At 60.6% G+C, this 19,830-nt stretch carries 16 protein-coding genes and 1 pseudogene; 11 read left to right on the plus strand and 6 right to left on the minus strand.

Annotation, left to right across the window (positions count from 1 at the left end):
• Positions 1-377 precede the first annotated feature (377 nt).
• On the plus strand, positions 378-992 hold the full coding sequence (locus tag ACILSE_RS21955) for a response regulator (RefSeq protein ID WP_395719590.1): 615 nt from the start codon (positions 378-380) through the stop codon (positions 990-992).
• A gap of 20 nt (positions 993-1,012) precedes the next feature.
• On the opposite strand, the gene ACILSE_RS21960 is transcribed toward ACILSE_RS21955, so the two are convergent.
• Positions 1,013-1,405, minus strand: coding sequence for a type II toxin-antitoxin system VapC family toxin (locus ACILSE_RS21960; RefSeq protein ID WP_395719591.1), 393 nt, complete (start codon positions 1,403-1,405; stop codon positions 1,013-1,015).
• Positions 1,402-1,683: a hypothetical protein gene (locus ACILSE_RS21965; RefSeq protein WP_395719592.1), complete on the minus strand. Its 282-nt coding sequence runs from the start codon at positions 1,681-1,683 to the stop codon at positions 1,402-1,404. The genes ACILSE_RS21960 and ACILSE_RS21965 overlap by 4 nt, the downstream gene beginning before the upstream one ends.
• Before the next feature lie 115 nt (positions 1,684-1,798).
• On the opposite strand from ACILSE_RS21965, the gene ACILSE_RS21970 reads away from it, so the two are divergent.
• The 7 genes and pseudogenes from ACILSE_RS21970 to ACILSE_RS22000 form a co-directional block, all read left to right on the plus strand.
• Entirely contained in the window at positions 1,799-5,521 is a 3,723-nt protein-coding gene (locus tag ACILSE_RS21970; RefSeq protein ID WP_395719593.1) for a DUF1553 domain-containing protein, read from the plus strand.
• A 47-nt stretch (positions 5,522-5,568) separates the two neighbouring features.
• Positions 5,569-6,834 (plus strand): DUF1501 domain-containing protein, encoded by a 1,266-nt coding sequence (locus tag ACILSE_RS21975; protein ID WP_395719594.1) that lies wholly within the window; start codon positions 5,569-5,571, stop codon positions 6,832-6,834.
• Between the two features lie 86 nt (positions 6,835-6,920).
• A complete protein-coding gene (locus tag ACILSE_RS21980; protein ID WP_395719595.1) occupies positions 6,921-8,171 on the plus strand; it encodes an exo-beta-N-acetylmuramidase NamZ domain-containing protein in 1,251 nt (416 codons plus the stop codon).
• Positions 8,172-8,188: 17 nt separating this feature from the next.
• Complete coding sequence (gene rsfS / locus ACILSE_RS21985) at positions 8,189-8,641, plus strand: ribosome silencing factor (protein ID WP_395719596.1); 453 nt, start codon at positions 8,189-8,191, stop codon at positions 8,639-8,641.
• A gap of 43 nt (positions 8,642-8,684) precedes the next feature.
• Entirely contained in the window at positions 8,685-9,737 is a 1,053-nt protein-coding gene (locus ACILSE_RS21990; RefSeq protein ID WP_395719597.1) for a sugar ABC transporter substrate-binding protein, read from the plus strand.
• A complete protein-coding gene (locus tag ACILSE_RS21995) occupies positions 9,734-11,245 on the plus strand; it encodes a sugar ABC transporter ATP-binding protein (RefSeq protein WP_395719598.1) in 1,512 nt (503 codons plus the stop codon). Before ACILSE_RS21990 ends, ACILSE_RS21995 begins: the two co-directional genes overlap by 4 nt.
• Before the next feature lie 55 nt (positions 11,246-11,300).
• Positions 11,301-12,821 (plus strand): annotated as a pseudogene (locus tag ACILSE_RS22000) (sulfatase); the annotation flags it as partial.
• 60 nt (positions 12,822-12,881) lie between these two features.
• Here ACILSE_RS22000 and ACILSE_RS22005 read toward each other — a convergent pair.
• The gene (locus ACILSE_RS22005; RefSeq protein ID WP_395719599.1) at positions 12,882-14,048 is read right to left on the minus strand and encodes a prepilin peptidase; all 1,167 of its coding nucleotides are present in this window, start codon (positions 14,046-14,048) and stop codon (positions 12,882-12,884) included.
• A 62-nt stretch (positions 14,049-14,110) separates the two neighbouring features.
• On the opposite strand from ACILSE_RS22005, the gene ACILSE_RS22010 reads away from it, so the two are divergent.
• Together ACILSE_RS22010 and ACILSE_RS22015 are read left to right on the plus strand one after the other, a co-directional pair.
• The gene (locus ACILSE_RS22010) at positions 14,111-14,791 is read left to right on the plus strand and encodes a M15 family metallopeptidase (protein WP_395719600.1); all 681 of its coding nucleotides are present in this window, start codon (positions 14,111-14,113) and stop codon (positions 14,789-14,791) included.
• On the plus strand, positions 14,788-15,525 hold the full coding sequence (locus ACILSE_RS22015) for an RluA family pseudouridine synthase (RefSeq protein ID WP_395719601.1): 738 nt from the start codon (positions 14,788-14,790) through the stop codon (positions 15,523-15,525). The genes ACILSE_RS22010 and ACILSE_RS22015 overlap by 4 nt, the downstream gene beginning before the upstream one ends.
• Here ACILSE_RS22015 and ACILSE_RS22020 read toward each other — a convergent pair.
• Positions 15,522-16,202 (minus strand): SDR family oxidoreductase, encoded by a 681-nt coding sequence (locus tag ACILSE_RS22020; RefSeq protein ID WP_395719602.1) that lies wholly within the window; start codon positions 16,200-16,202, stop codon positions 15,522-15,524. The genes ACILSE_RS22015 and ACILSE_RS22020 overlap by 4 nt on opposite strands.
• A gap of 4 nt (positions 16,203-16,206) precedes the next feature.
• Positions 16,207-17,334, minus strand: coding sequence for a Gfo/Idh/MocA family protein (locus ACILSE_RS22025; protein ID WP_395719603.1), 1,128 nt, complete (start codon positions 17,332-17,334; stop codon positions 16,207-16,209).
• Between the two features lie 140 nt (positions 17,335-17,474).
• On the opposite strand from ACILSE_RS22025, the gene queA reads away from it, so the two are divergent.
• On the plus strand, positions 17,475-18,455 hold the full coding sequence (gene queA / locus ACILSE_RS22030; RefSeq protein ID WP_395719604.1) for a tRNA preQ1(34) S-adenosylmethionine ribosyltransferase-isomerase QueA: 981 nt from the start codon (positions 17,475-17,477) through the stop codon (positions 18,453-18,455).
• Between the two features lie 13 nt (positions 18,456-18,468).
• Here the strand turns inward: queA and ACILSE_RS22035 are convergent.
• Positions 18,469-19,830, minus strand: a 1,362-nt coding sequence (locus tag ACILSE_RS22035; protein WP_395719605.1) for an AMP-binding protein, incomplete at its 5' end; no start/stop codon positions are given.

Consider the following 19,830-nt stretch of genomic DNA (forward strand, 5'->3'; position numbering starts at 1 on the left):
AAAGTCCTTGCGCAGCCGCCATCCAAGAACGAAACAAATCACACCCAAGCCGTCGCCAAGCTAACTTAACTTTGCGTTTCCCTGGCCGAAAAATGGGGCCACCTCAAATTCAATTCGCCCACCTTTTTGCGGGATCGCGTCGGGAAAAGGGAGCGGATGTTGCCCACGCTAAAGCCTTTGAATCTCAACCGTCTGCTGTCCCCATGCTGTTGCAATGTCCGGATCCGGTCCTGAAGTGCGGCTAACTTCGCGGTTCAAAATCCCCCCAATGCCCAATGCCGAAGCAACTCGCCGCAAGGATATTCCGTCATTCGAGCTTCGACATTCGTTCGTCATTCTTCATTCTGAATTCGTCATTCGCCGCTCCCTTACCTCCCATGATCTCTCTTCTACTCATCGACGATCACTTCGTCGTCCGCAGCGGCCTGGTGGCCTCGTTGGAGCTTGAGGATGACCTTCAGGTCGTCGGCGAGGCGGATCGTGGCGAGAACGCGGCACGGCTTTTTGCGCAAAAAAAGCCCGATGTGGTGCTCATGGACCTCCAGCTCCCCGGCCTCAGCGGCATCGACGCCACCGCGGCGCTGCTGCGCGAGCATCCAGCGGCTCGCGTGCTCATTTTCTCCACGTTTGCCCGCGATGAGGAAATCCAGGCCGCCTTGAAGGCCGGAGCCCTCGGTTACCTGCAAAAATCCTCCTCCCGCGACGCTCTGCTGGCCGCCATTCGATCCGTGGCGAAAGGGGAGCGTTCTTTGCCGCCGGATATCGCCCAGAGACTCAAAGACCGCCTTGCTGAGCCCGAAATTACGCCGCGTGAGCGGGAGATCCTCACTCTCGTCACACGTGGCAATGCCAACAAAGAGATCGCCGCCACGTTGGGCATCTCCGAAGACACCGTGAAGCAGCACGTGAGCCGCATCCTAATGAAGCTGAAGGTCAATGACCGTGCTCAGGCGACTGCGGAGGCCATCCGGCGTGGGCTGGTGAGCGTGTAAAACGAACTTGGAAGTTCGTTTTACGTCACGGTCTCCACCGCGAGCAGTTTAAGGCCGTGCGGCACGAATTTCTCGAAGTCGGCGATGTTTCGCGTCGCGACGCGGACGCCTTGGGTCATGGCGCAGGCGGCGATCATGCAGTCAGCGTGACTGCCGCGCTTGCGGCCGGTGTAGTGAAAGAGGCGGGAGGCCTGCTCGGCTTCCTTGACCGTGAAATCGAGGATGCGTCCGCCGACGATGGCCTGCACGGCGTCTTTTTGCGCCTTGCTGTGCGGGCCGTTGAGAAACTCCGACCACGCGATGGCGCTGACGGCCAGTTCTTTGCCATCCACCAGCCACTTCCGCACCATCGCGATGTGCGGTGATCCGATGGTGACGAGGTCAATGAGGAGATTCGTGTCCAGATGGATCATGATTCCCACCAGTGGCGTTTAGCCTCACGCTCAGCCTTCACTTCCTCACGGAAGGCCTCGGCCTCCTGCACGGTGAGACCGCCGCCGTTTTGCAGCCAATCGAGGGCTTCTAGGGGTTTAGGGCATTGGGCTTTCATATCGTCTTCCTCCTTAATGCGGCGCACCGCTCTGCGCATGACCTCAGCTTTCGGGACGCCCCATTTCTGCGATAGGAGATCCAGGACGCCGAGCGTGAACGGATCCAAAGCCATGCTGGTTCGGGTAAGACGGTAACTCATGTGGTAATGTGTTAACTCTCCTTTGTTTTTCAAGCGCCCTTTTCGCCTTTTCTCCCCTCACGAAAGTGGGATGCCCGGAATGCTGAAAGTGGTCTCCAGATCGCGTTCATAAGGCATGGCTTCCTTCAAAGTCCCTTTCGTCCTTTCAGTCCTTTGCGTCTCTTCAGCCCTCGCCCAAAACGATGCGGCTGGAAACGATGCCTCTGACAAGCCCGCCTCCGCCCCGGTGATGCAGTGGCGTTTTGATGATGGCAAAGAGTCAGGACCGCGTGCGCCGACCTACCCCGGCTTTTCCGAGACGAACAAGGCTCGCCTCTTTGACGTGAAAACCCCCATCAAGGTCGCTGACAGCCCGGAACTGCGTTTTGGCCTCAACGAAACGATCACGCTGGAGGCCTGGGTGAAGGTCGCGGATGCCTCGGGCACGCCTTACATCATCGGGAAGGGCCGCCTCGGCACGAAGGAATTCGGTGCGAACAATCAAAACTACGCCTTCCGCCTCCAGCATGGCAAAGCGGGCTCGCAGATCGGCTTCCTCTTCCACAGCGCCGATGTGCCGGGGAAAAAGGGCGAGTGGCATCGCTGGTGGTCGAAGGACACCGTGCCCACCGCGGGCTGGCATCATGTGGCCGTGACTTACACCTACGGGAAACCCAAGAGCATCAAGGGCTTCATCGACGGTCGCGAGACCGACGGCACCTGGGACATGGGCGGCGCGACGGATCGCGGCCCGGTGACCGATGGTGATGCGGTGGTGATTGGAAATGGCTCGACGATGGCCTCGTCGCACGCGTTTGAAGGCTGGCTCGACAACGTGGCCATCTATCGCGGCCCCATCGACACCGAGGCGCTGAAGGCGAAGTATCAATTCATCCCGCCGCCTCCGCCGGTGGCGAAAAAAGACGTGCCCGCAGGCCGCGTGCTCGTGCAACTCGCCGAGGAAGGCATGCCAGAGGCCAACGCATGGCCCAGCGAGCCGCCGAAGGTCGGCGAGACCTACACCGAGGACGTGTTCGGCTTCTTCGAGGTGCCGCAAAAGTATGTCGAGACCGGCGTGCGCGGTGACCGTCATGTGCCCTTCCTTTTGCGTGCCGCCGCCAGCGTGACCTTCCCCAAAGGCAAACATCGCCTGCTGCTGCGTGCTCGTGGAGCCACGAATCTCTACATCGACGGCAAAACGATGCTGAAGACGCCTTTCCCACCGAAGGACAGCGACGGTCATCACCTCGTCGCCGATCAAAAAGACTACCTCGACCTCGGTCCCGACTTCCGCTTCGTGCCGCCAGGCAATCGCGAATCGTGGTGCGAGTTCGAAGGCACCGGCAAACCGCAGTTCATCGTGCTCGAAACGCTCGTGGGCAGTTACGTCGGCAAATCCATCCGACGCCCCGAACTCGGCGAAACCATCGTCGCATGGTCGAAAGAAGGCACGCAGACCTGGCAACTCGTCTCCGCCGGAAAACGCAGCGTGCCTTACAACGACGCCGGATGGGCCGCGTATGAAAACGAACGCACCGCGCACTACGAAGTCATGAACGACAAGCGTCGTGCCGAACTCCGCGCGAAGTCCGATCCCTATTGGAAAACACGTCGCGAGGCCGCGAAGCAATGGCTGGCCAAAGCAGACGCCGTGAAGGTGCCTGAATTGCCCGAAGGCATGCCGAAGCTCAACGACATCGACAACTTCATCGGTGCCACCATCGCCAAAGTGAAGTCGCAGACCTCGCACCAGGGCAGCGTGGACTTCTTCAAGCAGGTGCAGCCCATCCTCGAAACGAAGTGCCTCGAATGCCATCGCGGCGGCAAGGCCAAAGGCGATCTGCAACTCGACACACTCGCCGCAGCGATCAAAGGCGGCGAAAACGACGGCGCGGCCATCACCCCCGGCAAACCCGATCACAGCGCCATCTTGAAACGCGTCGTCTCCACCGACGAAGACGAGGTCATGCCACCCAAAGGCGCCAAACTCACCGCCGCCGAGGTCGAGGCACTCACCACGTGGATCAAAGAAGGTGCCGTATGGCCCGAGATCCGCGCCGACCGCACGGAAGTCACTGCTTTGACCGATGACCTGACCTTCTTGCGCCGCGTTTATCTCGATGTCGTCGGTGTTCCGCCGTCGCTGGAGGAAATTGAGAGCTTCATGGCCGATGTGAAGCAAGACAATCAGACAAGGGGACAATCAGACAAGGAGACCTCAAAAGCCGGCGTCTCATTGTCTCCCCCTCTCCCTGTCTCATTGTCTGCCCGTCGCAAAGTGATCGACAAACTCCTCGCCGACCCCCGCTGGGCCGATCACTGGATGGGTTACTGGCAGGATGTGCTCGCGGAGAATCCGAACATCCTCAACCCCACGCTGAACAACACCGGCCCCTTCCGCTGGTGGCTCTACGAATCGCTGCGTGACAACAAGCCGATGGACTTCTTCGTCACCGAACTGCTGCGCATGAAGGGCAGCGAGCGACTCGGCGGACCGGCGGGCTTTGCCACCGCCTCGCAGAACGACGTGCCCATGGCCGCGAAGGGCACCATCATCGGCAGCGCCTTCCTCGGCGTCGAAATGAAGTGCGCCCGCTGCCACGATGCCCCCGCCGCGAAAAGCACGCAGGAGGACCTTTTCAAAATGGCCGCGATGCTGAACTCGAAGGAACTCGAAGTGCCTTTGACGAGCAGCGTGAGCCTCGACCGCTTCAAAGCCACGGGCCGCAAGCCGCTCATCAACATCACGCTCAAAGTGGGCACCAAGGTGCCGCCGAAATGGTCGTTCACCGAGTTCTGCGACGAATCCGCCGCAAAGCTCGCCGAATATCCCGACGACACTCGCGATCAACTCGCCGCGCTCATCACCGCACCGCAAAACGAGCGCTTCGCCCAGGTCATGGCCAACCGCCTCTGGGCCCGCTACATGGGCCGCGGCATCGTCGATCCCGTCGCCGATTGGGAGAAGGGCAAACCTTCGCATCCCGAGTTGCTGAAGTGGCTCGCCCACGAGTTCGTGCGCGGCGGTTACGACATGAAACACCTCGCGCGGCTCATTTTGAATTCGCACGCCTATCAACGCGCCACCGACACCGAGCTCAAAGAAACCAGCCCGCTGTTTGCCGCTCCCGCGCCGCGTCGCCTCATGGCCGAGCAGATTGTGGACGGCCTCTTCGCCGCCACTGGCAAGCCCTTCAAGACCGAAGAAGTCTGCCTCGACATCGACAACACGCGTGATTTGAAAAACGCCATCCACATGGGCAAACCGCGCCGCAGTTGGATGCTCACCAGCACCAGCAACGAACGCGACCGCCCCAGCCTCAGCCTCCCGCGCATCCAGGCCGTGGGCGATGTCTTGAGCGCCTTCGGCTGGCGCGGTGCACGTCAGGACCCCACCAGCGTCCGCGATGCCGCACCGAACGTTCTCCAGCCCGCCATCATCAGCAACGGCACCGTCGGCGTCTGGCTCACCCGCCTCAGCGACGACCACGGCGTCACCCAACTCGCCCTCAAAAAGCAAACCGTCGATCAACTCGTCGATAACCTCTACCTCAAGCTCCTCACCCGTCTTCCCACGAAGGAAGAGAAAGACCTCTATGTGAAGCATCTCACCCCCGGCTTCGAGTCACGCATCACGAATCACGCATCACCCGCTCCTCGCAGCAACCGCGCTCCCGAAAAATACGTGTCTTGGTCCAACCACCTCGATGCTGAAGCCACAATCGTCCGCCAAGCCCAAGAAGCCGCCGCCCGCAAAGGTGACCCTCCTTCCACGAAGCTCGACAACAACTGGCGCCAGCGCCTCGAAGACATCCTTTGGGCCATGCTCAACGCACCCGAGTGGGCTTTCAGTCCGTGATCACACACCTTGAAACTTTAAACCTGAAACTTGAAACTCGTCCGACCATGAAACGCCGCTCCTTCCTCACCTCCGCCGCCGCGCTTGGCGCATCTCCTTTGTTTGCCAACAACACGCCCGTCCACATGCCGAAGGGCAAGGCAGAGCACTGCATCTTCATCTGGCTCGGCGGTGGCATGGGGCAGATCGACACCTTTGATCCAAAGGACCTCGGGGATAACCTCGGCAAGCCTTCGAAGCCGGGTTCGCTCTACAACTCTATCGAAACCAGCGTGCCCGGCGTGCGCCTCTCCGAGCACCTCGGCAAAACGGCGAAGGTCATGGAGCATGTCACGGTCATGCGCACCGTGAACCATCACGTGATCGACGAGCACGCCTTCGCGACGAACATCGTGCACACGGGCCGAATGATTTCCGGCAATGTCACCTACCCCAGCATCGGGTCAATCATCGCGAATCAGCGTGGAGCGGCGGATAAGAATGTGCCGGCCTATATTTTGATCGGTTATCCGAATGTCAGCCGTGGTCCCGGCTTCCTCGGTGCCAAGGCAGGTTATGTTTACCTCACTGATACCGAGACTGGGCCCGCAGGCTTCACGCGGCCTGATTTCGTCGATAACGACCGTGCCGCAGTTCGTCAGGATTTGCTCAAACCGCTGATGGCTCGTGCTTTGAAAAACAGCGCCGCTGCGGATTACCAGATGGCTCAGGAAGAGGCCCTGCGACTCGCCGGACCGGGCTTTATGAAGCATTTCAATCTCAAGGAAGAGCCTGCATCTCTGCGCAACGACTACGGCGGCGAATTTGGCCAGCGCTGCCTGCTTTCGCGCCGTCTGGTGCAGGCCGGCGTGCGCTTCATTGAGGTCTCTCACAACCTCAATTTCATGAACGGCACTGGTTGGGACATTCACAATGAAGGTTTCAAAAACCAGCACCTGCTCATTCAAGAGCTAGATACGGCTTTGTCCGCACTCATTCGTGATTTGAAGGACAAGAAGCTCCTCGACAAGACGCTCATCGTCGTCGGCACGGAGTTCGGTCGTCCGCCGGAGTTTGATGGTCGCGGGGGGCGCGGGCATCAAGGCACTGCCTTCTCCATGGTGCTCGCTGGTGGTGGCCTAAAGCACTGCGGCGCGTATGGCGTCACGGATGAGCTGGCGAAGAAACCCGTCGAGAACCCCGTGCCTCTCGTGGATTTCCACGCTACGATCCACGCTGCCATGGGCATCAATCCCGCGCATGAGCTGATGGATGGCTCACGCCCCGTGCCGATCACCGATGGCGGAAAGCCCGTGGCAGCGCTGTTTGGTTGATGAGCATCCAACTGAATCAAGCCGTGGCCTGGAAATTCCTCCACCGCGGATTGGCGCTCGTAGCTTCTGCGGCTATGAAGCATCGCATGTTCTCCATCCGCAGCCTTAAGCTCGCCTTTTCAGTCCTCACTGCCTTCATCCTGGCCGCGTGCCAGATGCCCGCCCCTCGTGTGGCACAGCCTCAGACAGGCTATGGCGGTCCGTTCATGCTCGGCGTCGATGTGCTGGCCTCACGCGGGTTTGACCTGATCCGCGGCAAGCGTGTCGGGCTCATCACGAACCACACCAGCCTCACCAGCCGCGGTGAACGCACACGGAGCGTGTTTCAGCGCGGCCTCGGACCGAATCTTGTCGCTCTGTATGCGCCGGAGCACGGCATCGACGGCACCATCGGTGCCGGAAAACACGTCAGCACCCGGCGTGATCCGGTGACAGGACTCACGGTCTATTCGCTTTACGGACCGACGCGCAAACCGACCCCCGCGATGCTCGCGCCCATCGACGTGCTCGTGTTCGACCTCCAGGACATCGGCTGCCGCAGCTACACCTACATCAGCACCATGATCGTCGCGATGGAGGCCGCTGCGGAATGCGGCAAGCAGTTCGTCGTGCTCGACCGGCCCAATCCCCTCGGCGGCTGGCGTGTAGAAGGACCACCGCTCGAATCGAAATGGAAGTCCTTCGTCGGCCAGATTCCCGTGCCCTATGTCCACGGCATGACGGCGGGCGAACTCGCGATGATGGCCTGCGCACGCGGCTGGGTGTCGCGCGTGCCGCGTCTCGACGTGGTGAAAATGCAGGGGTGGAATCGCGGTATGACGTGGCAGGACACCGGCCTGCGCTGGCACCCGACCTCGCCGAACATCCCGCATTCCATCTCTCCCTTCTACTACGTCACGACTGGTATCCTCGGCGGCGCGACCTCAGTCGATATCGGCATCGGAACCGACGAGCCCTTCGGCTACGCGGGCGGTGCGGGCGTGAATCCGAACGCATTGCTCGCCTATTGCCAGCGTCTGAACACGCCGGGCGTCAGTTTCTCTGCCTACTCGCGCAACGGCTTCGGCGGTGTGCGCATTCACATGAGTCCGCGCAACACGACCGACCTCACCGCGCTCGATGTCCTCCTGCTGGCCGAGATCAATCGCCTGAGCGGCGGCAAGGTCGTCGGACGCATGAGCGGATCAAAGCTGAACCTCTTCAACAAGGTCTATGGCAGCGAATCTCTCTACCATGACCTCCGTCGCGGCGTGCCCGCCACCAGTATCGTCGCCCGCTGGCAGGGCTGGAATCAGAGCTTCCGCTCGCAAAGGCAGCGTTTCTTGCTTTATCCTTAAATCCGACCCGAAAAATCATGGAAGACCTCGCCATCGCCCGCGCCTGCGCCGAATTCGCCGACGACAAAAAAGCTGAAAACATCCGCATCCTCGACCTGCGGGGGCTCTCCCCCGTCATCGACTACTTCGTGCTCTGCAGCGCCACCTCCGCCCCGCAGCTCCGCGCCGTGCGCGACAACATCGAGGACGAGATGAAGGAGAAGCATGGCCAGCGTCCGCTCTACAAGGATGGCAACTACGACAGCCAGTGGATCATCATCGACTATGGCAACGTCATGGTGCACATCCTCACTCCCGAAAAACGGGAATACTACGCACTGGAGGAACTCTGGGGCGACGCGCCCGAAGTCGCGCTGAAAGCCGACGAACCCGCGCCCGAGCCCAAGCCACGTGCCAAAAAGGCCCCGGTGAAGAAAGCTGTGGTAAAAAAGGCGGCGACCAAGCGTGCCACGAAGAAGAAAGCGGACTGATTTTCTGCTCGTCAGGCGCGTGCGTCTTCGCTAGACAGCAGGCATGAACGTCCGCGTCCTGCTCGTCCTCGTTTCCTGCGCCCTTAGCATTGTCACCGGCCTCGTGATCGCACGCGGCGGTGGTGGTGCCGGTGGCGCGACCCGCCAGCGGCCGCTCATCGGCCTGTCGATGGACACGCTCAAGGAGGAGCGCTGGCAGATCGACCGCGATCTCTTCACCAAAGCCGCGCAGGACGCCGGAGCGGATGTTTTGGTGCAGTCTGCGAACAGCAACCACGTGGTGCAGATGCAGAACGTCGAGAGCCTCATCACGCAGAAGGTCGATGTGCTCGTCATCATCCCCAAAGATGCCGCCGCCATGGCCCGCGGCGTGGAACTCGCCCATGCGGCAGGCATCCCCGTGCTCTCCTACGACCGCCTCATCACCGGCTGCGACCTCGACCTGTATCTGACCTTTGACAACGTGAAGGTCGGCGAGTTGCAGGCCAAGTTCCTGGCGGATCGCATCCCGCAGGGGGGGAAACTGCGCCTCATTCGCATCTACGGCGCGAAGACGGACAACAACGCCAAGCTCTTCAAACAAGGCCAGGACAACATCCTCCAACCGCTCATCGCCGCAGGCAAAGTCGAGGTACTGTTTGAAGACTGGGCGGAGGATTGGAAGCCGGAGAACGCCAAGAAGATCACCAACGCCGCCATCACCAAGATCGGCCCGAACTTCGATGCCATCCTCGCCAGCAACGACGGCACCGCCGGCGGCGCGATCCAGGCGCTTACTGAAGAAGGCCTTGCCGGCAAAATCATCGTCACCGGCCAGGATGCCGACCTCGCCGCCTGCCAGCGCATCGCCCAGGGCACGCAGGCCATGACGGTTTACAAACCCATCCAAAGCATCGCCACCAAGGCCGCCGAACTCGCGCTCAAGCTCGCCCGAGGCCAGCCCATCATCGCCCGAGATGCCGTTCCCAACGGCCAGATCGACGTGCCCTCCGTCCTTCTCGAAATCTCCGCTGTCACGAAGGAAAATCTGCGTGAAACCGTCATCAAAGATGGATTCCGCAAGGAAAGCGACGTGTTCCAACTCTCACCACCATGATTCTTCGCGCCGAGAACATCACCAAACGCTTTCCCGGCGTCACCGCGCTCAAGGAAGTCTCGTTTGACCTCAAGGCAGGCGAAATCCATGCCCTGTGTGGTGAAAACGGTGCTGGCAAAAGCACGCTGATCAAGTTGCTCTCCGGCATTCATCCGCATGGCAGCTACGAAGGACGTTTCGAGGTGAACGGCACCGAGGCGAAGTTTGAAACGATCAAGGACGCGGAGAAGGCCGGGCTGGCGGTGATTTATCAGGAATTGGCGCTGGTGGAGGAAATGACGGTGGCGGAAAACATCTTCCTGGGCCGAGAACCACGACGTTGGGGCGCGTTCATCGACTGGCCGCGCATGTATCGCGAGGCGCAGGCATTGCTCGATCGTTTCAAGGTCAGCCTCGATCCCGCCGCGCCGGTGCGCACGCTCGGCGTGGGGCAGAAGCAGCTCGTCGAAATCATCAAGGCGCTCGCCAAGGACTCGAAGGTCCTCATTCTCGATGAACCCACTGCCGCGCTGGCCGAACATGAGGTGCTGATCCTGCTCGAAATCCTGCGCGACCTCCGTAAACGCGGCATCGCCAGCATCTACATCTCCCACAAACTCGACGAGGTATTCGGCGTAGCTGACCGCATCACCGTGCTGCGCGATGGCACCACGGTTTGCACGCAGCCGGCCGATGAAACGAACAAGGCCGAGGTGATCCGCCAGATGGTGGGCCGCGAGATCGGCGATCTCTTTCCCCGCCGCAGCACGCAGCCCGGCGAGGTCATCCTGCGCGTCGATTCGCTCACTGTGGCCGACGTGGAGACCGGCGCCACCAAGCTTCGCGACATCAGCTTTGAACTCCGCGCCGGCGAGGTGCTAGGGATCGGTGGTTTGATGGGAGCGGGCCGCACGGAACTGCTCATGCATCTGTTCGGAGCCTGGGGCCGCGGTGTCTCGGGCAGCGCGCAGCTTCGCGGTCAGTCGCTTGGCGGTCTCACGCCGGAAATGATCATTCAAAAAGGCCTCGTGCTCGCCTCCGAAGACCGTCGTCGTTACGGACTGCATTTGGAGCACGAAATCGGCTTCAATCTGTCGCTGTCTTCACTCGCCAGCATCACACGCGGCGGATTCATCCAGCGAAACGCCGAGATTCGCCGCAATCAGGACGTCTTCAGTTCGCTACGCGTCAAGGCAACGGGTTTGGAGGCCATCGTGGGCAAACTCTCCGGTGGTAATCAGCAAAAAGTGGTGCTCGGCAAGGCGCTGCTCACGGAACCGTCGGTCATCCTGCTCGATGAACCGACTCGGGGGATCGACGTTGGTGCCAAGCTCGAAATCTACGAGATCATCAACCGGCTTACTGCCGCAGGAAAAGCCGTCATCCTCGTTTCAAGCGAGCTGCCGGAGCTCATCGGCATGAGCGACCGCATTCTCATGCTGAACGAGGGCCGCATCGGCGGCTCCTTCACCCGCGACGAAGCCACGCAGGAAAAACTCATGGCCGCGGCCATGGGACATGCGGGCTGATTCTTTTGAAAAGCATCCCTGGTTTTCGCGTTCGACCATCATCTCATTTCCAACCATGATCCGCACTCTACTCGCCACCCTCGCCCTCGCGGTCACTGTCAGCGCCGCGCAGCCGCCGAACATCGTCTTCATTTTCTGCGACGACCTCGCCTACCAGGCGATGAGCTGCTACGGCGACAAGCGCAAGCTGCTCGAGACGCCGAACATGGACCGCCTCGCCAAAGAGGGCATGCGCTTTGACCGCTGCCTCGTGACGAACTCCATCTGCGGTCCGATGCGCGCTGTCATCCAGACCGGAAAGTACTCGCACGCCAACGGCTTCTACAACAACAGCAACAGCAAGTTCGACAGCAGCCAGCCCACCTTCCCGAAGGTGCTGCAAAAGAGCGGCTACCAGACCGCCGTCATCGGCAAATGGCACCTCATGACGGACCCCGTGGGCTTTGACTACTGGAACGTCCTCCCCGGCCAGGGAGCCTATTACAACCCGCCAATGACCGAAAACGGCAAGCAGGTGAAATACGAGGGCTACACCACCGACATCATCGGCGACCTCACTTTGAAATGGCTCGATCAGCGCGACAAATCGAAGCCCTTCATGATGATGAGCCAGCACAAGGCCCCGCATCGCGAGTGGGAGCCGCCGCTGCGGCTGCTCGGCTTTGACAACGACCGCGTCTATGAGGAGCCGGAGACGCTCTTCGACGCCTACAGCGGACGCAGCAAGGCCGTGAGCGATCACGACATGGGCATCGACCGCACCTTCACCGAGCGAGACGCGAAACTCGTCGTTCCGGGTAATTTGACCGAAGAGCAGAAGAAAGCCTGGAACGCCTATTACGAGCCGCGCAATGCCAAGTATGCCGCCGCTGCGCCGACCGGCCGCGATCTCGTGAAGTGGCGTTACCAGCGCTACATGCACGACTACCTCGCCTGCGTGAAGGCCGTCGATGAAAATGTGGGCCGCGTGCTCGACTACCTCGACAAAAACGACCTCGCCAAGAATACCGTCGTCATCCTCAGCAGCGACCAAGGATTTTATCTGGGCGAGCATGGTTGGTTCGACAAACGCTGGATCTTTGAGGAAAGCCTGCGCAGCCCGCTGCTCGCCCGCTGGCCTGGCGTGATCAAGCCTGGCAGCACGAACAACCAGCTCACCAGCCTCCTCGACTTCGCCAGCACCTTCCTCGACATCGCGCAGGCGCCCATGATGGAAGGCATGCATGGTCGCAGCCTCGTGCCGCTCATGAAAGGCGAGACGCCCGCCGACTGGCGCAAGGCGCACTACTACCACTACTACGAGTTCCCCGTGCCGCACCGCGTGCGCCCGCACTACGGGGTGATCACAGACCGCTTCAAACTGATTCACTACTACGCGCCCGATGTGAATGACTGGGAATTGCTCGACCGCGAAAAGGATCCTTTGGAGGTGAAGGACTTCTACAGCGATCCCGCTTACGCGGAGACGGTGAAGGAGCTCAAAGACGAAATCACGCGCCTGCAGAAGCAATTCGGTGAAACGGTGCCACCGCCCCGTTTCACGCACGGTAACAAGGCCTTTGACAACGAGCCTCAGCCGCCGGAGCAGCCGAAGAAGGGAAGGGGACGGGCAAAAAGAAGAAGGCGGAATAGAGGATCACCGCCACATCGTCTTGCTCAGATACCACTCCACGAACTGAGGGCCGTAAAAGACCCAGATCATCGCGCCCATCGCCAGGTAGGGACCGAAGGGGATCTTCGCCCCCCATTCCGCCCGGCCAGTGACGCGGTGAATCAACGCGAAAACCGTGCCCAGCACCGAAGCGGCCAAGATTGTGAACAGAACGGCCTGCCAGCCGGTGAAAGCACCGATCATCATCAGGAAGAGCACGTCGCCGAAGCCCATCGCCTCGCGCGGGATTACGACTTCAGTGGTCTTCGCGGTCAGTTTGGTCACGCCTTCGAGCGGAAACTCCTCCAAGCTCGTGCCGTCGCGCACCTTGAGCTTTTCCATCCATAATTCAGCAGTGGCTGAGCCAAACGACCGGTCGTTCACCTGTAAAGCGGTGCACGAGACAACCATGCGGTCCGTCGCGCGCATGAAGAGATCGGCCCAGTCATACTTATGCTCACCAAAGACGACCACCGGCGGTTCATTGTCGTCCGGTTGAGACACATCCCAGGTTACCTCCTTTTCAAACACAAACTTCTTCCGTCCGAACGCCAGTTTGCCCAGTTCCACAATCAGCCAAAGGCCGCCAAGACCGAGTGCCGCGCTCGCCAAAGAAATCAGCAGGCCGTTTGTGTGCGTTTCCTGGTCCACCAGTTCCGGCACCCACCACGCGGCCAGCACACCGGCAACCGCGCCGCCGATGGTGATCGTGTGCGGCAGGATGAAATGGTCGATGTCAATGAAGGTGCCCGAAATGAGCAGGCTCATGAAAATCCACAGGCACAGCACCTGCGGCCCCCACAGCTTGATCAAGGGCCATGGATTGCCACCGGCGGAAAAATCGCCGCTGACCTTCAAAAAGACGAGGTAGAACATCACACCGGTGAGCAGCTCGACGAGGAAATAACGCACCGAAATTTTCCCGCCGCAGTTCGCGCACTTGCCGCGCAGCAGCAGCCAGCTCAGCAGCGGAATGTTCTGCCACATCGGGATCTGGTATTTGCACGAAGGGCAGAAGCTGCGACGCGGCTTGTTCACCGAAATGCCCAGCGGCAGGCGGTAAATGACCACGTTCAGGAACGAGCCGATGCCAGCGCCGATGTAGAAGGCCAGGAAATGCAGCAGGGTGTTGAGGACTTGGAATCTCGTCATGATGGATGGCGGAGTTTGCAAACTTGCCCCGCCGTGCGTGAGTATGGAAGCAAAAACTCCGCATGATCTCAGTTTCCCGAGTTCTGATTCCTTTCCTCGCCCTCCTCGCCTGCTGCGCCGCGAGGGAGGAACGCCGCAGCGCCCTCATCCCGAGCCGGTCCATCGAGCTGGCAAAGCAGTTCGACCTGGTTGATGTGCGCGCCTTCGTTCCAGGCATCGCCATCGACCTTCGCTATGCCACGCCGCACAATGTCGCCAACCGGCCGATCTACCCGCCGCGCATGCCCTGCCTGCTGCGGGTGGAGACGGCACAGAAGCTGAAAAAAGCCCAGGAACTGCTCCATGCCCAAGGTTACGGCCTGCGCGTCTGGGACGCCTACCGTCCGCCTGAGGCACAAGAGACACTGCACAGTCATGGCGGCGGCACCGGGATGTTTTTATCGCCTGAGGAAGGCTGGAGCCGGCATTGCGGCGGCATCGCGGTTGATCTCACGCTCGTCGATGCGCAAGGCCGCGAGCAACGCATGCCAACCTATTTTGACCAGGACTTCAAAAACGCCAGCCACCACTACCGGGGTGGTGATCCGGTGATCAAAGAAAACCTGCGCATTCTCAAGGAGGCGATGAAGCAGGCCGGATTCACCCAGCTTGAGTCCGAATGGTGGCACTTCGACGACGCGGACTACATCTACAATCCCCAGCCCATCGTTTTCGGCCGGGAACTCGCCATTCCTGTGCTGTGAGCATCCGCAACGACGCCACTTTCACCGTCATCGACGAGTCGGAGGACTACATCGTCGTCAACAAACCCGCTCCGCTGCAAATCCATCCCGGCGATCCGAACGGCCCTCCCACCCTGTGGCACCGCCTGTGCGATCTGCTTTCGTATGAAATCGCCAACGGCGGCCAGGTTTCGATCATCAACCGCCTCGACCGCGAAACCAGCGGCGTCGTGCTCGTGGCGAAGACGCAGGTGGTCGCACGACTCTTCGGCATGGCGATGCAGGAGCGGCGCATTCACAAAACCTACACCGCCCTCGTCCACGGCTGGCCTGAGTGGAGTGAACATGCGCTCGACGCGCCGATCCTTCGTGCTGGCGAGGTGCAAAGCTCGGACATCTGGGTCAAACAAATCGTCCACGAGCACGGCGTGCCCTGCCGCACGATCTTCCGTGTCCTTCAGCGCTTCGAGCGTGATGGCATGAAGTTCGCCTTGATCGAAGCGAAGCCAGAAACGGGCCGCATGCACCAGATTCGCGTGCATTTGAGCCATCTCGGACTGCCCATCGTCGGCGACAAGCTCTATGGCCGCGATGACCGCTGCTATCTGGAGTTCATCGACACCGGCTGGACACCAGCCTTGGAGCAAAAACTCATCCTGTCACGCCAGGCGCTGCATTCCTCCAGGCTTGAGCTCAATCTCGAAGGATACCCGAGTTTTTGGGAGGCACCGTTGCCGGCGGAATTCACGCTTTAAGTCCACCGCCGCACCCGGCTGTCGAGCTGGAACACCTGGCCACTGACGTTTTCCATCGTGTGCAGGAACACGATGAAGCGTGCCGCATCTTCCAGCGTGTTCAACCGGCCCAGCGCATGTGCGTTCAGCAAATTTTCGCGAAATGCCACGTCCTGAAACAAATGCCGCGTCATTTTCGTCTCCAAAAAGCCCGGCAGGACGCAGTTCACACGGATGTTTCGAGCACCATACTCCTTGGCCAGACTCTGCGTGAGGCCGATCAAGCCGGCCTTGGCTGCCGCGTAGTTGGTCTGGCCAAAAGGACCGCTCATGGCCGAATACGAACCAATGTTCACGATGTGGCCATGCCGCTGCTTCGCCATGAGCTTCACCGCGGCCTGCGAGACGAGAAACGCGCCCTTCAAGTTAACATCCACGACCTGATCGAACTCCTCCTCGCCCATCTTCGCCATCGAGGCGTCGCGACACATGCCTGCATTGTTCACCAGCAGGTCAATCTGCGGCACGTTGGTGAAAAACGCCTTCACAGAAGCCGCGTTAGACACATCAAGGTCCTCTCGACCCGGCGCGATCACTTCGAAGCCCGCCTGCTTTAGTCCATCGCAGATCACTCCGGCCAAATCGCCCGCGCCGCCAGTGATGATGGCGGTGCGGGGCGAAGATACCGGCGCATCCATGCGATCAACCAAGCGTGAAAGCAGGCAGCTTCACGATCTTGCCGCCTGCCATGGCGGATTCGTGGGCGCAAAGGCCGACGCAGGTCCAGTTGGCGGATTGGACGGCATTCGGGAAGGGCTGACGCTTTTCGGCGAGGGCGGAGGCGAACTCGTGCGCGAGGTGCGGATGGCTGCCGCCGTGACCGCTGCCCTGTGTGAAGCTGAGATGCGTCTTCTTCGCCAGATCATACACGCCTTTCGTGGTGAAGCGGCGGATCGGCGCGGGCAGGCGTTTTGCAAAGTCGGGTGCTTTCACGAGCTTCGGAATCTTGTGCTCCGGCAGCTTCGCCCGGTGCATGACGAGCGGTTCATGCTCGATGAGCGGCCATTCGATGGTGGCCTTGTCGCCATACACGTCGATGCTCTCGCGATATTGGCGGGCGGTGTCAAAGAGGCTGCGGATGATGCGGGCGTTCACATCGGTGCCTTTGAACTTGATGTGCGCGGTCTCGACCGCGAAGGGGCTGCCGTAGCACTTTTGCAGTTCCTTGCGCACGGTGCCGGAGCCGAAGCAGCTCACATATTCGGCCGATTTGCCGATCAAGCCGGCCACCGGGCCGACGCAGTGCGTGGCATACCACATCGGCGGCAGACCGGGCCAGTAGTTCGGCCAGCCGTCCATGTCCTGCTGATGGGAGGCCTGCACGAACTGCAACTTGCCCAGCTTGCCCTGGTCGAGCTGCTCCTTCATGAAGAGATACTCGCGGGCATAAACGACGGTCTCCATCATCATGTATTTGAGTCCGGTCTTTTTGACGAGGTCGCAGATCTTTTTGCAGTCCTCGATGCTGGTGGCCATCGGCACGGTGCAGGCGACGTGTTTGCCGGCTTTCAACGCGGCGATGCTCATCCAGCCATGGTCGGGGATGGGCGAGTTGATGTGCACCGCGTCGATGTTCGGATCCTTGAGCATCTCCGCGAAGTCCGCGTAGCGCACCTTCACGCCGAAAGCCTCGCCGATGGCGTTGAGCTTCTTTTCATCACGCTGGCAGATGGCGTAGCAGGTGGTGAGCGGGTGGCGCTGCCAGATGGGGATGAATTCCGCCCCGAATCCGAGGCCGACGACGGCGATGTTGAGCTTCTTGTCAGGCATGATGTTGGTTGGTGAAGTGGTGTGAGTTTATAGGCGTGACCGGCGGCGGATGGGAAGGACAAAGTTTGGGGGGAATCGGACGGTGAAAATGAAGTTTCAGGTTTCAGGTTCAAAGATTCAAGTTAGGTAAAGGCCTAACCATGTTCACTTCGGACTTTGATTACCACCTGCCGCCTGAATTGATCGCCAGCGAGCCGCTGGCGGACCGTTCGGCGTCGCGCATGATGGTGGTGCATCGTGATTCGGGAAAGATAGAGCACCGGATGTTTCGCGAGATCGGGCAGTTTGTGTCCCGCGAAGCCGGGGACATGCTCGTCTTGAACGACACACGGGTGGTTCCGGCGCGCTACTTCACGGATCGCGGCCATGAGGTGCTGCGCGTGGAGCCAATCACTCCCACGCGCTGGCGCTGCATGGTCAAACCAGGTAAGAAGTTCCGCGTCGGCCATACTTTGGCGATTGGCGAGGCCACCGGCACCGTGGTCGAGATTTTGGAGGAAAACGGCGACCGCATCATCGAGTTTGACCGTGTTGTGGACGAGTCCAAACACGGGCATCTGGCCCTGCCGCACTACATGGGCCGCGAAGACCAGCCTGCGGACCGTGAACGCTACCAAACGGTCTTTGCGAAGCAGGAGGGCTCCATCGCAGCCCCCACAGCAGGGCTGCATTTCACGCCGGAGGTGCTGGAGACGCTGCCGCACACGTTTGTGACGCTGCATGTCGGCGTCGGGACGTTTCAGCCGGTGAAGGTGGAGAAGATCGAGGATCACAAGATGCACTCGGAGGTGTATGAAGTGTCAGAATCGACGGCGGCGGCGGTTCAGGCGGCGAAGCGTGTGATTCCTGTCGGAACCACGGCCATGCGCACGCTGGAAACCGTCGCACGGGACCATGGCCGTGTGATCGCCGCCCGTGGGAGCACGGACATCTTCATTCATCCCGGCTTCGAGTTCCGCGTTTCGGGCGGATTGCTGACGAATTTCCACCTTCCAAAATCAACACTCATCATGCTGGTCAGCGCCCTCGCGGGCCGAGAGCTCATCCTGCAAGCCTACGCGGAAGCCATTCGTGAGCGTTACCGCTTCTACAGCTATGGGGACTGCATGCTGATCGTATGAAGCAAGCGGGCGGTCAGATCCCTGCCGCGGCGCGGGCGATCTTCTCGCAGCTCTGCACGTCGAGCTTGCCGGAGGCGAGGACGGGAATGTCGCTGACGCGGATCATCTTTTTGGGAATCCAGAGGGGCGGCATGCCTTTGTCGAGGAGACGGTAGCGCAGATCGAGGATTTCCTGGTGCTCAGGGCCGCCCGGCATGCTGGTGAGGAGGATCAGCGCCTCGCCTTTGTCGATGTCGGGCACGCCGACGACGGCGATCTTGCGCACGGTCTCGTTTTCGAGGCCCATCGCCTTCACCAGAGATTCTTCGACGGTCTCATGCGGCACCATTTCACCGGCGATCTTGGAGAAGCGGCTGAGGCGGCCTTCGATGTAAAGGAAGCCGTCGAGATCGACGCGGCCGATGTCACCGGTGCGGAACCAGCCGTCGTGCAGCACGTCGGCGGTGCGCTTGGGATCGTTGAGGTAGCCTTCGAACACGTTCGCGCCCTTGAACCAGATCATGCCGCTCTGGTGAAGTGAAACCGGCTGGCCGGTCTCGGGATTTGTGATCTTCAGCGCCATGCCGGGCACGGTGTGGCCGACGGAGCCCTGACGGTGGCTGGGCAGCCAGGAGTAGCCGCTTTCCTCATCACCCAGCGGTTCGGGATCAGGCAGGTTGATGTTGGAGGCGGGCGAAGTCTCGGTGAGGCCGTACCCTTCGAGCACCCGCTTGCCGAAACGTGTCTCGAACGCCTCGGCGAGGGTGGTGGGGAGCTTTTCCGCGCCAGTGACGCAGAGCTTGATGGATGCCAGCGACTCACGGTTCACGCCGCGCAGATAGCCGCGCAGGAAGGTGGGCGTGGCGATCATCAACGTGACGCGGTATTTTTCGATGAGCTCGGCGAGCTTCTTCACCTCCAGTGGCGTCGGATAGGTGACAAGGTGCAGCCCGTAGATGATCGGGAACCAAAGCGTGACCGTGCAGCCGAAGCTGTGGAAAAGCGGCAGGCAGCCGAGGATGCTGTCATCGCTCTTCATGCCGAGGCGGCTGCCGAACTGCATGACATTGGCGATGATGTTGCGATGCGTGAGGACAACGCCCTTCGGTTCTCCGGAACTGCCGCTGGTGAAAAGCAACAGGGCCTCCTTCCGCCCGCCCTTTTTCGAAACACCGAGCACGGTGGCAAGCACGGCGGCGGGGAGGATTTTGCTGAGCACGAGCCACTTGGCGATGCTGATCTTCAATTTTGGCAGGAGACGCTCGATCAGGATGAGCTGCTTCATCGGCGGCCAGGGAAAGCTCTGCATTTTCCGCACAAAGATGTCGGCGGTGAGGAAGCGGTCGATCTGCCCCTGACGGATGGAGCTGTCGATGGCGGCGCGGCCGGCGGTGAA

Source organism: Prosthecobacter sp., assembly GCF_044236155.1.
Taxonomy (GTDB): domain Bacteria; phylum Verrucomicrobiota; class Verrucomicrobiia; order Verrucomicrobiales; family Verrucomicrobiaceae; genus Prosthecobacter.

Bases quoted from the DNA above. Each gene is read 5' to 3' on its own strand.
- ACILSE_RS21955 (WP_395719590.1), top strand. From the start codon at position 378: ATGATCTCTCTTCTACTCATCGACGATCACTTCGTCGTCCGCAGCGGC.
- ACILSE_RS21960 (WP_395719591.1), bottom strand. From the start codon at position 1,405: ATGATCCATCTGGACACGAATCTCCTCATTGACCTCGTCACCATCGGA.
- ACILSE_RS21965 (WP_395719592.1), bottom strand. From the start codon at position 1,683: ATGAGTTACCGTCTTACCCGAACCAGCATGGCTTTGGATCCGTTCACG.
- ACILSE_RS21970 (WP_395719593.1), top strand. From the start codon at position 1,799: ATGGCTTCCTTCAAAGTCCCTTTCGTCCTTTCAGTCCTTTGCGTCTCT.
- ACILSE_RS21975 (WP_395719594.1), top strand. From the start codon at position 5,569: ATGAAACGCCGCTCCTTCCTCACCTCCGCCGCCGCGCTTGGCGCATCT.
- ACILSE_RS21980 (WP_395719595.1), top strand. From the start codon at position 6,921: ATGTTCTCCATCCGCAGCCTTAAGCTCGCCTTTTCAGTCCTCACTGCC.
- rsfS (WP_395719596.1), top strand. From the start codon at position 8,189: ATGGAAGACCTCGCCATCGCCCGCGCCTGCGCCGAATTCGCCGACGAC.
- ACILSE_RS21990 (WP_395719597.1), top strand. From the start codon at position 8,685: ATGAACGTCCGCGTCCTGCTCGTCCTCGTTTCCTGCGCCCTTAGCATT.
- ACILSE_RS21995 (WP_395719598.1), top strand. From the start codon at position 9,734: ATGATTCTTCGCGCCGAGAACATCACCAAACGCTTTCCCGGCGTCACC.
- ACILSE_RS22005 (WP_395719599.1), bottom strand. From the start codon at position 14,048: ATGACGAGATTCCAAGTCCTCAACACCCTGCTGCATTTCCTGGCCTTC.
- ACILSE_RS22010 (WP_395719600.1), top strand. From the start codon at position 14,111: ATGATCTCAGTTTCCCGAGTTCTGATTCCTTTCCTCGCCCTCCTCGCC.
- ACILSE_RS22020 (WP_395719602.1), bottom strand. From the start codon at position 16,202: ATGGATGCGCCGGTATCTTCGCCCCGCACCGCCATCATCACTGGCGGC.
- ACILSE_RS22025 (WP_395719603.1), bottom strand. From the start codon at position 17,334: ATGCCTGACAAGAAGCTCAACATCGCCGTCGTCGGCCTCGGATTCGGG.
- queA (WP_395719604.1), top strand. From the start codon at position 17,475: ATGTTCACTTCGGACTTTGATTACCACCTGCCGCCTGAATTGATCGCC.